15 protein-coding genes are annotated in these 13014 nt (G+C 72.9%); 9 read left to right on the top strand and 6 right to left on the bottom strand.

What is annotated here, in order from left to right; genetic code table 11:
* Window positions 1-3 precede the first annotated feature (3 nt).
* Window positions 4-1170, bottom strand: a complete 1167-nt coding sequence (locus FHX81_RS16985) for a cytochrome ubiquinol oxidase subunit I (RefSeq protein WP_141979097.1) — start codon at window positions 1168-1170, stop codon at window positions 4-6.
* 89 nt (window positions 1171-1259) lie between these two features.
* On the opposite strand from FHX81_RS16985, the gene FHX81_RS16980 reads away from it, so the two are divergent.
* Genes FHX81_RS16980 through FHX81_RS16960 form a run of 5 tightly spaced genes read left to right on the top strand, consistent with a single transcriptional unit; the run spans window position 1260 to window position 3665 of the window.
* Window positions 1260-1598, top strand: a complete 339-nt coding sequence (locus FHX81_RS16980; protein WP_141979096.1) for a PadR family transcriptional regulator — start codon at window positions 1260-1262, stop codon at window positions 1596-1598.
* A complete protein-coding gene (locus tag FHX81_RS16975; RefSeq protein ID WP_141979095.1) occupies window positions 1580-2257 on the top strand; it encodes a permease prefix domain 1-containing protein in 678 nt (225 codons plus the stop codon). Before FHX81_RS16980 ends, FHX81_RS16975 begins: the two co-directional genes overlap by 19 nt.
* Before the next feature lie 28 nt (window positions 2258-2285).
* Window positions 2286-2663, top strand: a complete 378-nt coding sequence (locus tag FHX81_RS16970; protein WP_141979094.1) for a DivIVA domain-containing protein — start codon at window positions 2286-2288, stop codon at window positions 2661-2663.
* Window positions 2650-3066: an SRPBCC family protein gene (locus tag FHX81_RS16965; RefSeq protein ID WP_141979093.1), complete on the top strand. Its 417-nt coding sequence runs from the start codon at window positions 2650-2652 to the stop codon at window positions 3064-3066. The genes FHX81_RS16970 and FHX81_RS16965 overlap by 14 nt, the downstream gene beginning before the upstream one ends.
* Entirely contained in the window at window positions 3063-3665 is a 603-nt protein-coding gene (locus tag FHX81_RS16960; RefSeq protein ID WP_141979092.1) for a DNA-3-methyladenine glycosylase I, read from the top strand. The genes FHX81_RS16965 and FHX81_RS16960 overlap by 4 nt, the downstream gene beginning before the upstream one ends.
* Here FHX81_RS16960 and FHX81_RS16955 read toward each other — a convergent pair.
* Window positions 3652-4431 carry an enoyl-CoA hydratase-related protein gene (locus tag FHX81_RS16955; protein WP_141979091.1) on the bottom strand — a complete coding sequence of 260 codons (780 nt, stop codon included), beginning with the start codon at window positions 4429-4431 and terminating at the stop codon, window positions 3652-3654. The two genes, FHX81_RS16960 and FHX81_RS16955, sit on opposite strands and share 14 nt — an antisense overlap.
* 14 nt (window positions 4432-4445) lie before the next feature.
* Window positions 4446-5225, bottom strand: a complete 780-nt coding sequence (locus FHX81_RS16950) for a PaaX family transcriptional regulator (protein ID WP_141979090.1) — start codon at window positions 5223-5225, stop codon at window positions 4446-4448.
* Window positions 5226-5488: 263 nt separating this feature from the next.
* Between FHX81_RS16950 and FHX81_RS16945 the strand changes: the two genes are divergently transcribed.
* A complete protein-coding gene (locus FHX81_RS16945; RefSeq protein WP_012783412.1) occupies window positions 5489-5656 on the top strand; it encodes a DUF3117 domain-containing protein in 168 nt (55 codons plus the stop codon).
* Between the two features lie 172 nt (window positions 5657-5828).
* Entirely contained in the window at window positions 5829-7283 is a 1455-nt protein-coding gene (locus FHX81_RS16940; protein WP_246107853.1) for a leucyl aminopeptidase family protein, read from the top strand.
* A gap of 324 nt (window positions 7284-7607) precedes the next feature.
* Here the strand turns inward: FHX81_RS16940 and FHX81_RS16935 are convergent, their stop codons facing one another.
* Together FHX81_RS16935 and glgA are read right to left on the bottom strand one after the other, a co-directional pair.
* Window positions 7608-8960: a hypothetical protein gene (locus FHX81_RS16935; protein WP_141979088.1), complete on the bottom strand. Its 1353-nt coding sequence runs from the start codon at window positions 8958-8960 to the stop codon at window positions 7608-7610.
* A gap of 111 nt (window positions 8961-9071) precedes the next feature.
* Complete coding sequence (glgA, locus tag FHX81_RS16930; RefSeq protein ID WP_141979087.1) at window positions 9072-10235, bottom strand: glycogen synthase; 1164 nt, start codon at window positions 10233-10235, stop codon at window positions 9072-9074.
* A gap of 104 nt (window positions 10236-10339) precedes the next feature.
* Here glgA and glgC point away from each other — a divergent pair, with 104 nt between their 5' ends.
* Complete coding sequence (gene glgC, locus FHX81_RS16925; protein ID WP_141979086.1) at window positions 10340-11554, top strand: glucose-1-phosphate adenylyltransferase; 1215 nt, start codon at window positions 10340-10342, stop codon at window positions 11552-11554.
* Here the strand turns inward: glgC and FHX81_RS16920 are convergent.
* Complete coding sequence (locus FHX81_RS16920; protein ID WP_141979085.1) at window positions 11551-11928, bottom strand: cupin domain-containing protein; 378 nt, start codon at window positions 11926-11928, stop codon at window positions 11551-11553. The two genes, glgC and FHX81_RS16920, sit on opposite strands and share 4 nt — an antisense overlap.
* 53 nt (window positions 11929-11981) lie before the next feature.
* Between FHX81_RS16920 and FHX81_RS16915 the strand changes: the two genes are divergently transcribed.
* Window positions 11982-12998 carry a helix-turn-helix domain-containing protein gene (locus FHX81_RS16915; protein WP_141979084.1) on the top strand — a complete coding sequence of 339 codons (1017 nt, stop codon included), beginning with the start codon at window positions 11982-11984 and terminating at the stop codon, window positions 12996-12998.
* Window positions 12999-13014: the final 16 nt, after the last annotated feature.

The raw sequence follows: 13014 nt of genomic DNA, 5'->3' as shown, positions 1-13014 counted from the left end.
CCCTCACAGAGCCGGAACGAGTGGCGACACGGGCGCCTCGTCGGACGACACCGGCCCGCGCCGGGCCAGCCGGGCGATCAGCACCCAGTCGGCGACCGCCAAGACCGTGAACACCCCGGTGAACGCGATGAACGACACGAGCACCTGGTCCCGGCTGACGTGCGACATCGCGTCCTGCGTCGTCAGCACGCCCTGGATCAGCCACGGCTGCCGCCCGACCTCGCGGAACAGCCAGCCGCCGATCGCCGCCACGAACGGCAGCGGGATGCCGGCCACCATCAGGTACAGCGGGAACCGCAGCCGCACCACCCAGTCGCGCAACAGCAGCGGCACGGTCGCCCAGCTCACCAGCAGCAGCACGAACCCGATCTGGATCATGAACCCGAGGCCCGCGCCGTCCACCGCGCCGACCGTGTCGAACTTGTCCGGCTGGTACCGCTGGACGATCGGGAACTGCCCGAACCCGAAGCCGATCAGCATCGGCGTGGCCAGCGCGGTCAGCACCACGCCCAGCCGCAGCGACCGGCGGAAGAAGTCGACCTCGGTGGTGCGCCGGATGAAGTGGTAGGCGCTCACCCCGGTCAGGAACACCCCGCCGACGGTCAACGACGCGAAGCACACGTGCAGGAACGCGGTGCCGAACGTCGGGTTGGCCACCAGCGCGGAGAAGTCGACCATCCGCAGCACGCCGTCGCGCGGCTCGTGCCCGGCGGGGTGCTGGAGGAAGGCGTTCGCCATCATGATCCAGAACGCGGACGCGAACGCGGTCAGCGTCACCAGCCAGATCAGCGCCAGGTGGACCCACTTGTCGAGCCGGTCCCAGCCGAAGATCCACAAACCCAGGAACGTCGACTCCAGGAAGAACGCGACCAGCGTCTCCAGCGCCAGCGGCGCGCCGAACACGTCGCCCGCGAACGTCGACAGGCCCGACCAGTTCAGCCCGAACTGGAACTCCATGACGATGCCGGTCGCGATGCCGAGCGCGTAGTTCACCACGTAGAGCCGTCCCCAGAAGCGCGTCATCCGCGCGTGCACGGGATCGGCGGACAGCGTGGCCCGGGTCTGCATCACCGCCACCGCCGTGACCAGCCCGAGCGTCAGGAGCACGAACAGGAAGTGGAACGACGTCGTGGTGGCGAACTGGAGCCGGGCCAGTCCGAGAGCATCCATGGGTAGGTACGGTATATGTAGGCAGACAACTTAACATCGGGGATGTCCCCGATTCCCACCCCGGCCCGTGATCAGTAGAGTGGCTACTCATGAAGTCCGACGCGTTGCGCGGGCACCTCGACGCGCTCCTGCTGGCCACGCTCGACGGCGGCCAGCTGCACGGCTACGCCATCATCGAGGCGTTGCAGCGGCGCAGCGGCGGTGCCCTCGACCTGCCCACCGGCACCGTCTACCCGGCCCTGCGCCGGCTGGAGACCGCGGGCCTGGTGGCCAGCGAGTGGAGCACCGTCGGCGGCCGGCAGCGCCGCACCTACCGGCTCACGAAGGCGGGCCGGCGTGCGCTGGCCGCCGAGCGCACCGCGTGGCGCGAGTTCACCACCGCGATCGAGGGCGTGCTGGGAGGTGGGCCGTGGCCGGCGCAGGCGTGATCGACGAGTACGTGACCGCCCTGGACCGGCGGCTGCGCGGACCCGACCCGGTCAAGGACGACCTGCTCGCCGAAGCCCGCGACAGCCTCCACGACGCCGCCGCCGCGCACCGCGACCGGGGCCTCGGCGAGGAGGCCGCGCAACGCCGCGCCGTCGCCGAGTTCGGCCCGGTCACCACCATCGCCCGCGAGTACCAGGGGCTGCTCGGCCTCGCCTACGGTGCGCGCACGCTGCGGTCGGTGCTGCTCGTGGTGCCCCTCGCGTACGTGATGTGGGAGCTCAACCGCCGGTTCTGGATCGGCGAGTGGCAGGACTTCGACGCCCCGCCACCCGACTGGTACCTGCTCGTCGCCCGCTTCACCGACACCTCGGCGTGGTTCGTGGCGGGCGCGGCGGTGCTCGCGCTGCTGGTCGGGCGGCGTCTGGCCCGCGCGGCGGTCAGCACCGCGACCCTGGCCCGGCTCGCGGGCGTGGTCGCCGTCGTCGCGGTCGGCGTGTCGCTGCTCGGCAACGTGGCGATCCTGGCCGCCACCGCCTACCTGGACGCCGCACGGCTGCTCCTGTCACCCCCGGTGACCGCCGCGACCGTCGTCTCCCTGGTCATCGCGCTTCGGCTGGCCGTCCTCGCGCGGCGCTGTGTGGTGTTCTCCTCGGTGTGACCCGGCGGGCATGTGTCACGATCGTCACGTGACCTCAGCGCTCTTCTACATCCTCGTCATGGCGCTCGTGGCGGCCGTGGTCTTCCTGCTGGCCGCCCTCGTGTTCGGCCGTGGCGAGGAGCTGGCGCCGCTGCCGCCGGGCGCGTCGCCGACCCGCCTGCCGTCCGACGACGTGACCCCGGAGGACGTGCGGGACCTGAAGTTCCAGCAGGTCCTGCGCGGTTACAAGATGACCGAGGTGGACTGGGCGCTGGACCGCCTGGCCGGCGAGGTCGAGCGGCTGCGCGACCGCGTCGCCGAGCTGGAGGCCGAGCTGGGCGTCGACCCGCGACCCGCCGGTCCCGCCGGTCCCGTCGCCGAGCCCGAGCCGGAACCCGGGCGGGAGCCGCAGCGTGACCCGGCTTGAGCTGCGCGTCGAGGTCGAGGCGCCGCCGGCGACCACCTGGGCGGCGCTGACCGACTGGGCGCGGCAGGGCGAGTGGATGCTCGGCACCACCGTCCGGGTGACCAGCGGCGACGGGGCGAGCGAGGGCAGCGGGCTGTCCGCGTTCACCGGTGTCGGCCCGATCGGGTTCACCGACACCATGCGCATCACCGCCTGGGAGCCGCCGGTGCGCTGCGCGGTCGTGCACACCGGCCGGCTCGTGCGCGGCACCGGCGAGTTCGTCGTCGTCCCGCGCGGTGACGCGCGCAGCGAGCTCGTCTGGTCCGAGGACATCGCCCTGCCGCTCAACCTGGCCTTCGCACCGGGTGTGAAATGGTCCCTGCGCCGCTTCGCCGCCTTCGCCCGGGAGTACCGCACGCCATGACCGACCTCGTCCGCTGCCCGTGGGGCGACAGCACGCCCGACTACGTCGAGTACCACGACACCGAGTGGGGCGTCGAGCTGCACGGCGAGTCGGCCATGTTCGAGCGGATGTCGCTCGAGTCGTTCCAGTCCGGCCTGTCCTGGATCACCATCCTGCGCAAGCGGGAGAACTTCCGGGCCGCGTTCGCGGGCTTCCGGCCCGAGGCGGTCGCCCGGTTCGGGACCGCCGACTTCGACCGGCTGATGGCCGACGCGGGCATCGTCCGCAACCGCGCCAAGATCAACGCCACGATCAACAACGCCCGCGCGGTGGCCGACCTGGACGTGCCGCTGGACGACCTGCTGTGGTCGTTCAAGCCCGAGCGCCACGAGCGGCCCGCCACGATCGCCGACGTGCCCGCCGTGACGCCCGAGTCCAAGGCCATGGCCAAGGAGCTCAAGCGCCGCGGGTTCGTCTTCCTCGGCCCCACCACCTGCTACGCGCTGATGCAGGCCACCGGCATGGTCGACGACCACATCGCGACCTGCTTCCGCGCCGACACCCCCGCCGACACCCCCGCCGAGAGCCCCACCGGGACCCCCGCCGTCACCGCCCGGTGAACGACGGCTTCCGCTTGGCCACGAACGCGGCCACCGCCTCCCGGTGGTCGGCCGTCGCACCCGCCTCCGCCTGCGTGCGCGCCTCCACGTCCAGCGCCGCCGCCAGCTCGCCGGAGAACGCCATCGCCTCCTTGATCTTGGCGTAGGCCGTGGTCGGGCCCGCGGCGAGCTGGCGGGCCAGCGCCTGCGCCGTCGACAGCACCTCGCCGTCCGGCACCACCTGCCCCACCATGCCGATCCGCAGCGCCTCCTCCGCGCCCACCGGCTGCGCGAGCAGCATCATCTCCATCGCCCGGCCGTGCCCGATCAGCCGCGGCAGCGTCCACGACGCGCCCGAGTCCGCGGTCAACCCCACGTTCGCGAACGCCATCAGGAACCTCGCCCCCGCCCCGGCCACCCGCAGGTCGCACGCGTACGCCAGCGACGCCCCCGCGCCCGCCGCCATCCCGTTCACCGCCGCGATGACCGGCTTCGGCATGCCCACGATCGCCTTGATCAGCGGGTTGTAGTGCCGCTCCACCGTGTTCAGCGGTGCCGGGTCACCCGCCTCCAGCAGCGCCACGTGCTCCTTGAGGTCCTGACCGGCGCAGAACGCCTTCCCCGCGCCCGTGACCACGACCGCCCGCACCGCGTCGTCCGCGGCGGTCTCCACCACGGCCTCCAGGAACCGCTCCTTCAACGCCACCGTGAACGAGTTGAACGACTCCGGCCGGTTGAGCGTGAAGGTGCGAACGCCGTCAGCGTCGTCGATGAGGAGTTCGGACACGGGGTGACCTCCGGTTAGTGGTGGGCGAGGCAGTCGTCGACGAACTTGGCCACCGCGGGCGCGAGGCGGTTGGTGTGCCGGTCGAAGAACGCGGCCGCCCCCGCGCCCGGCCAGTCGCCGGGCAGCAGCTCGCGCGGCAGGCCCGGGTCGCGGAACAGGAACTTGCGCCACGCGTGCAGGAACCGCTGTGACGCGGCGAACGCCGACGGCGGCGACGTACCGTCCACAGCGGACATCACCGGCTCCCACTCGGCCACGAACCGGGCGTAGTCGAGCCCCAGCGTGCCCAGGTCCCAGGCGCGGGCCGCCAGCTCCGCCGGGTCGCCCTCGTGCTCGCCGTGGAACGTGCTGCCGCGCACGTCCTCCGCGGTGAGGACGTCCGCCAGCTCCGGCGACGGGCGTGGTGCGACCCACGTCACCGGGCCCAGCGCGCCGTAGCCGAGCAGTTGCAGCGAGGAGGCGAGCCGGTCGCGCGCCTCGCGGGCCGGCAGCTCCTCCAGCACCACCACGTGCCACCGACCGTCCCACGTGGACGGCCGGGTGCGGTAGATGCGGGCCGCCGCCTCGTCCAGCCGCCGTTCCGCGCGAGGTGTCATCGCGTAGCCGGGGCCGTCGGGCAGGCGGACCGGTTCCAGCCAGCCCTGCCGCACCGTGCGCGACACCGCCGTGCGCACCGCGGGCGCGGCGAAGTCCAGCGGCTCCAGCAACCGGACGAGGGCGGCGATCGTCGCCGCGCCACCCCGCTCGCGGAGGTGGCCGCCGTAGACGTCGAAGAGCGCGGAACGGGCTCGCACGAGAGCCGAGTCTGTCAGGGCGACCCCGCGACACGCCACAACACCCGCGACGGGTCACGACCAGGTGACGGTCGGCGGTCGGCGCGGAAGTCGTTGGGGCGCGGCGATCCTGGCCCTGATCTGCGCGTTGGTGAAGATCGCGAACCGGCCGCCGGGCGGTCGGAAAGATCGGTTCGGTTTCGCTGCCGAGTCCGCATAGGGGAGAATGGGCGGAGTATCCGGCCCTGGTCGGACGGGGAAGATGTTGACGGAGGGAGCACGCGATGGCGGCCATGAAGCCCCGGACTGGCGACGGTCCCCTCGAGGTGACCAAGGAGGGGCGCGGCATCGTGATGCGCGTTCCGCTCGAGGGTGGTGGGCGCCTCGTCGTCGAGATGTCGGCGGATGAGGCCAACGCCCTGGGCGACGCCCTCAAGGCAGCCGCCGGCTGACCGGCCGGAGCAGAGAAAGCGTCGACGCCCCGGTTTCCACTGTGGAACCGGGGCATCGCTACGTCGTGCCGACCCGCGTGCCGGTGCCGTCGCGCTGAGTGCCCACCAGGGGCCCCACCTGCGACTTTCCACTCCGGCCGCACCCACACCACCGCCCTTCGGAGGTCCCCCCGTGCGAGCGCCCCTGCCCACCCCGCTGGTCACCGTCGAGGTGGCCGACACCCTCCGGCGAGGTGTGCCCGCGGTGCTCGTCGCGTTCCCCGGCGACCCGGTGCGGGTGGGGCCCGGCGCGGAGGACGTGGCCGACCTCGGTGACGTGAGCGGCCTGGCCGGTGCGACGTCCCGGCAGGGGCGGTCGTGGGTGGTCGGCGTGGGCGACGGCGGGCCGGGCGACTGGCGCCGGGCCGGTGCGTCGCTGGTGCGGGCGCTGCACGCGGACGCCGAGAAGGCGGGCGGGACCACGTTCGACGTGCGGCTGCCCGGTGACGTGACGCGGGACGCGGTGGCGGCGTTCACGCTGGGCGCGGCCGTCGGCGGCTACCGGTTCACGGTGACCGGCGCCGAGCCCCCGCCGCGGGTGAAGTCGTTGCGCCTGGTCACCGACGTGCCGGGGGCGGCCGACGTGGTCCGCAAGGCGAACGCGCTGGCCGCGGCGACGTCGTTGGGGCGTGACCTGGCGAACACGCCGTCGAACGTGAAGGATCCGTCCTGGCTGGCCGCGGCGGCGGTGAAGGCGGCCCGGGCGGTGCCCGGCCTGCGGGTCGAGGTGCGGGACGAGAAGTGGCTGGCCGAGCAGCGGTTCGGCGGCGTGCTGGCGGTCGGCGGCGGGTCCGCCCGGCCGCCCCGGTTCATCGAGCTGACCTGGCCGGGCACGGGCGGTGCCGGCGAGCCGCACCTGGTCCTGGTGGGCAAGGGCATCACGTTCGACACCGGCGGGATCTCGATCAAGCCGGCCGACGGCATGCACCTGATGCGCACGGACATGTCCGGCGGCGCGGCGGTCATCGCGGCGCTGATCGGCATCGCGCGGCAGAGCCTGCCGGTGCGCGTGACCGGCCTGGTGCCCGCCGCGGAGAACCACGTGTCCGGCTCGGCCTACCGACCGGGTGACGTGATCACCCATCACGGGGGCACGACGACCGAGGTGACGAACACGGACGCGGAAGGCCGCCTGGTCCTCGCCGACGCCCTGTCCTACGCCGTGCGCACCCTCGCGCCGGACTACCTGGTCGACGTCGCCACCCTGACCGGTGCGATGAAGGTCAGCCTGGGCCTGCGCACCGGCGGCCTGTTCGCCACCGACGACGACCTGGCCGCCCGCGTCACGGCCGCCGGTGCGCGCGTGGGCGAGTCGTGGTGGCGCATGCCGCTGCCGGAGGACTTGGCGGCGGACGTCCGGAGCGACATCGCCGACCTGCGCCAGTGCCCACCGGGCCCGGGCGGCATCACCGCGGCGCTGTTCCTGAAGGAGTTCACCGGCGACGTGCCGTGGGCCCACCTGGACATCGCAGGCCCCGCCCGCGCCGACAAGGTCTACGACGAGGTGGTGCCGGGAGCCACCGGCTTCGCCGCCCGAACCCTGATCGAACTGGCCGAGTCCTACGGCCTCACGAACACGATCGGGTGAACATGCCCCGAGAATGTACGGAAACGCTGTTACGCCACCTCGGTTGAATCGAGGAACCGCAACCCCCCAACCCCTCGCTGGCCGGCCCGGTCCGGCCCCGTCCCGTTCACCGGCGGCTTCTTCGCCACCCGCGCGGTCGCGAGCGGTGGGGGCGGGGCACGCGCCGCGCCGCACGTGCGCGGCCGGACCTCGGGCGCGTACCTGTTCGTCCTCCGTCGGCAGCAGCACGGGCGGCACCGCCGCCTACCAGGCGCACGGCCGGCCGGGCCTGGCGCTGCTGATCACCGGGTGGCCGGGGTTCGCGGCCCTCGCCGCGATCACGGCTCAGAAGTCCAGCGGCACCCCCACCCCGGTCCCGCCGGTCACCGCCACCGCGCCCAACTGCGGCAACGTCACCGTCCCGGCCGCCACCGACACCGTCAACGCCCGCACGTCCTCGGGCACCTCGAACACCACCGCCGCCGGGAACGTGTCCCCGCCATAACGCGCGCCGACCTGCCGCGCCGCCTGCCCGCCCGGCACCGTCGCCGTCACCAGCCCCGCCGTCTGCCCGGCACCGAGCACGCTCGGCAGCCCGTGCCCCACCAGCCGCAGCTCCACCAGCGCCATCCCGGGACCGGCCGTGACCAGCTCGTGCTGCCCACCCGACGACACCGGCCGCTGCCGCCCCAACCGCGCCCGCACGACCTCCAGCGACCCGGCCGACGACCCCACCACCACCGGCGTCGACACCGAGGTCGAGTCCGGCCCCGGAGCCCGCCGCAGCACCACCGGCGCGGCACCGACGACCTGCCCGGACGGCACCTCCACCCGCTGTTGCAGCGACTTCGCCCCCACGGTGTCGAGCACCAGCGACTCCTGCCCGCCCGCGACCGGCACCGTGTAGACGATCAGCGCCGAACCGTTGTCGGGCAGCCGCTCGGCGGGTAACCGGTGCCGCCTGCCCGGCACGTCCAGCGACAGCTCCGGCGGCTGCGGCAGCCACCCGCGCCACGGCGTCTGCCCGAACGCCGAGTCGACCTCGCCGTGCCGCGTCACCCGCACCCGCAGCACCCGCAGCGCCACCCCGTGCTCGGCCCGCAGCTCGCCCTCCGCCGTCGGCCACACCGACGGCGACGAGTACCCCGTCACGTGCACCTCGAGCTGGTCGTCGCGCACCATCGCGGACCCCGCGTCCAGCACCTGGCCGTCGTCGGGCAGCACGGCCAGGAAGTCGGGCCCCGCCTCGCCGACGCCCAGGTCGGCGGAGGTCTCCCGACCGTCGGTGCGCACCAGCTTCCCCACCGGCGTGCTGCGCGAGCCCTGCGGCGGCACCTGCGGCGGCTGCACCTCCAGCCGCAGGCCGGACGCGCCGCGCTCCACCTGCTTCAACGGCACCGGCACCCAGTCGGTGGTCGCGGCCGTGCCCGGTACCTGCACGGGACCGCACCACAGCCGCGTGTCCACCTCGAACGCCTCACCGGTGCGGGCGAACCAGCAGCTCACCGGGTCGTGCCCGGTCCGGGCCACGTACCCGAACGACAACGTGTAGCTCAGCTCGGCCTCGGCCCGGGCCTGCAGCCCGGTCGCGTCCAGCACCGCCTCTCCCCCGATGGTCAACCTCACCTGCTCGGCGCTGAACGCGGGCGTGGCGCACCCACCGGCCACCAGCGCGAGCAGGAGCACAAGCCACCGCATACCGCCCCCAGTAGTCGCCCCTACTGGTTAAAGGCGGTCGGCGGCCCCTACCGTTGCATCCCAAAAGAGTGGCGCACGTCACATTGAAGTGGGCGTTCCGGCGTCACCCGGTCACTTCACGCTGCTCAGCGCCGCCTCGTACACGGCCACGGTCTGCTCGGCCACGGTCGCCCACGAGAACTCCTCGACCGCCCGCGCCCGCCCGGCCTCGCCGAACGCCGCCGCCCGCGCCGGATCGCCCAGCACCTCGTTCACCGCGTCCGCCAACGCCGTCCGGTACGCCTCGACGTCCTTCTCGTCGTAGTGCACCAGCAGCCCGGTCCTCCCGTGCTCCACGACCTCCGGGATGCCGCCCACGTCGGACGCCACCACGGCCGTGCCGCACGCCATGGCCTCCAGGTTCACGATGCCCAGCGGCTCGTACACCGACGGGCACACGAACACCGTCGAGTGGCTCAGGATCTGCCGCACCTCGGCCGGCTGGAGCATCTGCTGGATCCAGAACACCCCCGGCCGCGACGCCGCCAGCTCCGCCACCGCCAGCCGCGTCTCCTCCGCGATCTCCGGCGTGTCCGGGGCGCCCGCGCACAGCACGACCTGCGCGTCCGGCGAGATCCGGTGCGCGGCGGCGACCAGGTGCCCGACGCCCTTCTGCCGGGTGATCCGCCCGACGAACGTCACGATCGGCCGCGCCGGGTCGATGCCGTGCCGGACCAGCGCGTCCGTCTCGGACACCGGGTGGTAGGCGGTGGTGTCGATGCCGTTGCGCACCACGTGCACCCGGGCCGGGTCCAGCGCGGGGTAGCAGTCCAGCACGTCGGCCCGCATGCCCTCGCTGACCGCGATCACCGCGTCCGCGGCCTCGTACGCCGTCCGCTCCACCCACGACGACACCCGGTAGCCGCCGCCGAGCTGCTCGGCCTTCCACGGCCGGCGCGGCTCCAGCGAGTGCGCGGTCACCACGTGGGGGATGCCGTGCAGCAGTTTCGCCAGGTGACCGGCCATGTTGGCGTACCAGGTGTGGGAGTGCGCGAGCTGCGCGTCACCCAGCGCGGCGGCCATCTCCAGGTCGACCGACAACGTGGCCAGGGCGGCGTTCGCCTGCTCCAGGCCGTGCGCCGGGTTGTGCGCCCTGGCGTCCGCGCGCGGCCCGCCGAAGGCGTGCACGTCGACGTCCACCAGTTCGCGCAACCTAGGCACCAGGAAACCGACGTGCACCCCAGCGCCGCCGTAGACCTCAGGCGGGTACTCCCGTGTCAGCAGTCCAATTCGCACGGGGCTCACCGTAACCCGGTCGCCGGGGGCAGCCGGGTGAACGAGCGGAGTCTGCGTTACTTCGCCGTTGGTGGGCCGGTCGTCACCCGGTTAGGGTCGTTGCTGTGAAAGGGCAACCGCACGTTCTAGGAATTGTCCTCGCCGGTGGCGAAGGCAAACGGTTGTGGCCGTTGACCGCCGACCGGGCAAAGCCGGCGGTGCCCTTCGGCGGTAACTACCGGCTGGTGGACTTCGTCCTGTCCAACCTGGTGAACGCGGGTTTCGTGAAGCTCTGCGTGCTCACCCAGTACAAATCCCATTCCTTGGACCGCCACATCTCGACCACCTGGCGTCTGTCCAATGTGCTCGGCCAGTACGTCACGCCGGTGCCCGCGCAGCAGCGGCTCGGGCCGCGCTGGTACACCGGCAGCGCGGACGCCATCTTCCAGTCGTTGAACCTGGTCAACGACGAGAAGCCGGAGCACGTGATCATCTTCGGCGCGGACCACGTCTACCGGATGGACCCCGGTCAGATGGTGGAGCAGCACGTCGAGACGGGCGCGGGCGTCACGGTCGCCGGCATCCGGGTGCCGCGGGCGGAGGCCAAGGCGTTCGGCTGCATCGACTCCGACGCGTCCGGGCTGATCACGCGGTTCCTGGAGAAGCCGTCCGAGCCGCCGCACGTGCCGGACGACCCCGAGGTCACGTTCGCCTCTATGGGCAACTACGTGTTCACCACCGAGGCGCTGATCGACGCCCTGCGGGCGGACGCGGCCAACCCCGACTCCGACCACGACATGGGCGGCGACATCATCCCGATGCTCGTCGACCAGGGGCAGGCCCACGTCTACGACTTCGCCGACAACAAGGTGCCCGGCGAGACCGACCGCGACCGCGGTTACTGGCGCGACGTGGGGACCATCGACGCCTACTACGAGGCCCACATGGACCTGGTGTCGGTGCGACCGGTGTTCAACCTGTACAACCAGGCGTGGCCGATCCGCACGGCGACCCCGCCGCTGCCACCCGCGAAGTTCATCGCGGGCGGGAGCGCGGAGGACTCCATGGTGGGGCCGGGGTCGATCATCTCCGGCACCGTCCACGGGTCCGTGATCAGCTCCGACGTGGTCGTGGAGACCGGGTCGGTGGTGCAGGGCAGCGTGCTGCTGCCCGGCGTGCGGATCGGGCGCGGCGCGGTGGTGCGGCGGGCGATCCTGGACAAGAACGTCGTGGTGCCCGACGGCGCGCTGATCGGCGTGGACCCGGCGACGGACCGGCAGCGCTACACGGTGTCGTCCGGCGGGGTGACCGTGCTCGGGAAGGGCGTCACGGCCCACTAGGCGCCCAGCGGGTGCCCGGTGGTGGCGTCGACGTGGTCGGGGACCTCCTCATGGCGGTCCCCGACGGTCGACGTGCCACTGGGTTCGATCATCAGGATGCGCGCGCCGTCGGGTGACGACGGCTTGTGACGTGCGCCTTTGGGGACGACGAACACGTCGTTCGGCTTCAGGTGCACCGTGCGGTCCTCCAGGGCGATGTCGAGTTCGCCTTCGAGGACGAGGAAGAACTCGTCGGTGTCGTCGTGGGCGTGCCACAGGTGCTCGCCGCGGACCTTGGCGACGCGGACGTCGTAGTCGTTGACCGCGGTGACGACGCGCGGGCTCCAGAGGGCGTCGAAGCCGGTGAACGCGTCGGCCAGGTTGATCGGATCCATGGCGTCGATGCTGCGCGGCGCGGCTCGGCGGGCGTGAGTGCCAGGAATCGCACATGCCGCCAGGATCCTCGCACCGCGTGGTGATGATCGTCGACTCCGGCTCGAACCCGTTCGAGCTGGGGGTGGGGACGGAGCTGTTCGGGCTGCGCCGGCCCGAGCTGGGCGGGCGGCCGTGGTACTCGTTCACGCTGAGCGCCCTCGGCCCGGTGCGGATGAACCACGGTTTCTTCACCCTCACGGGTGTCCCCTCCTTGGGGGAGGTCGAGCACGCGGACACGGTGGTCGTGTCGAACCGGCCGGACAGCTGGATCCGACCGCCGGAGCCGCTGCTGGACGCGGTCCGGCGGGCGCACGACCGGGGAGCCAGGCTGGTGAGCTTCTGCACGGGGGCGTTCACGCTGGCCCACGCCGGGCTGCTGGACGGTCGGCGCGCCACCACGCACTGGCAGTGGGCGCGGTTGTTCGGGGAGATGTTCCCGCAGGTGGAGCTGGTTCCGGACGTGCTCTACGCGCGGGACGGCCAGTGCTACACGGCGGCGGGGAGCGCGGCGGCGCTCGACCTCGGGCTGCACCTGATCCGGGAGGACCACGGCACGGACGTCGCCAACACCGTGTCCCGGCGACTGGTGTTCGCCGCCCACCGCGACGGCGGCCAGCGCCAGTTCGTGACCCGGCCCGTGCCGGAGGTGCCGGACCACTCCCTGGCCGACGTCCTCACCTGGGCGCGGGCCCGGTTGGACCAGCCGTTGACGGTGGCGGCGCTGGCGGCGCGCGCGGCCGTGAGCCAAGCCACCCTGCACCGCCGGTTCCAGGCGGAACTGGGCACCACACCCCTCGCTTGGCTGACCGCTGAACGGGTGAGCCTGGCGCGGAGCCTCATCGAGCGCGGCGAACCCCGCCTGGACGTCGTGGCCCGCCGCAGCGGTCTCGGCTCACCGGCCACGCTGCGCGCCCGCTTCCACCGCCACACGGGCCTGACCCCGAGCGCCTACCGCCACCGCTTCGGCCCGGGAGTTGTCCACAGCCCGCCCGCGGAGACCCCGGAACGTCCGACCGGGCCGGCAGGATGAAAGCAGGGGTCCCCTT

The organism is Saccharothrix saharensis, assembly GCF_006716745.1.
GTDB lineage: Bacteria > Actinomycetota > Actinomycetes > Mycobacteriales > Pseudonocardiaceae > Actinosynnema > Actinosynnema saharense.
This window is presented reverse-complemented; position numbering and strand designations above follow the sequence as displayed.

Bases quoted from the DNA above. Each gene is read 5' to 3' on its own strand.
- FHX81_RS16985 (WP_141979097.1), bottom strand. From the start codon at position 1,170: ATGGATGCTCTCGGACTGGCCCGGCTCCAGTTCGCCACCACGACGTCG.
- FHX81_RS16980 (WP_141979096.1), top strand. From the start codon at position 1,260: ATGAAGTCCGACGCGTTGCGCGGGCACCTCGACGCGCTCCTGCTGGCC.
- FHX81_RS16960 (WP_141979092.1), top strand. From the start codon at position 3,063: ATGACCGACCTCGTCCGCTGCCCGTGGGGCGACAGCACGCCCGACTAC.
- FHX81_RS16945 (WP_012783412.1), top strand. From the start codon at position 5,489: ATGGCGGCCATGAAGCCCCGGACTGGCGACGGTCCCCTCGAGGTGACC.
- FHX81_RS16935 (WP_141979088.1), bottom strand. From the start codon at position 8,960: ATGCGGTGGCTTGTGCTCCTGCTCGCGCTGGTGGCCGGTGGGTGCGCC.
- FHX81_RS16920 (WP_141979085.1), bottom strand. From the start codon at position 11,928: ATGGATCCGATCAACCTGGCCGACGCGTTCACCGGCTTCGACGCCCTC.
- FHX81_RS16915 (WP_141979084.1), top strand. From the start codon at position 11,982: ATGCCGCCAGGATCCTCGCACCGCGTGGTGATGATCGTCGACTCCGGC.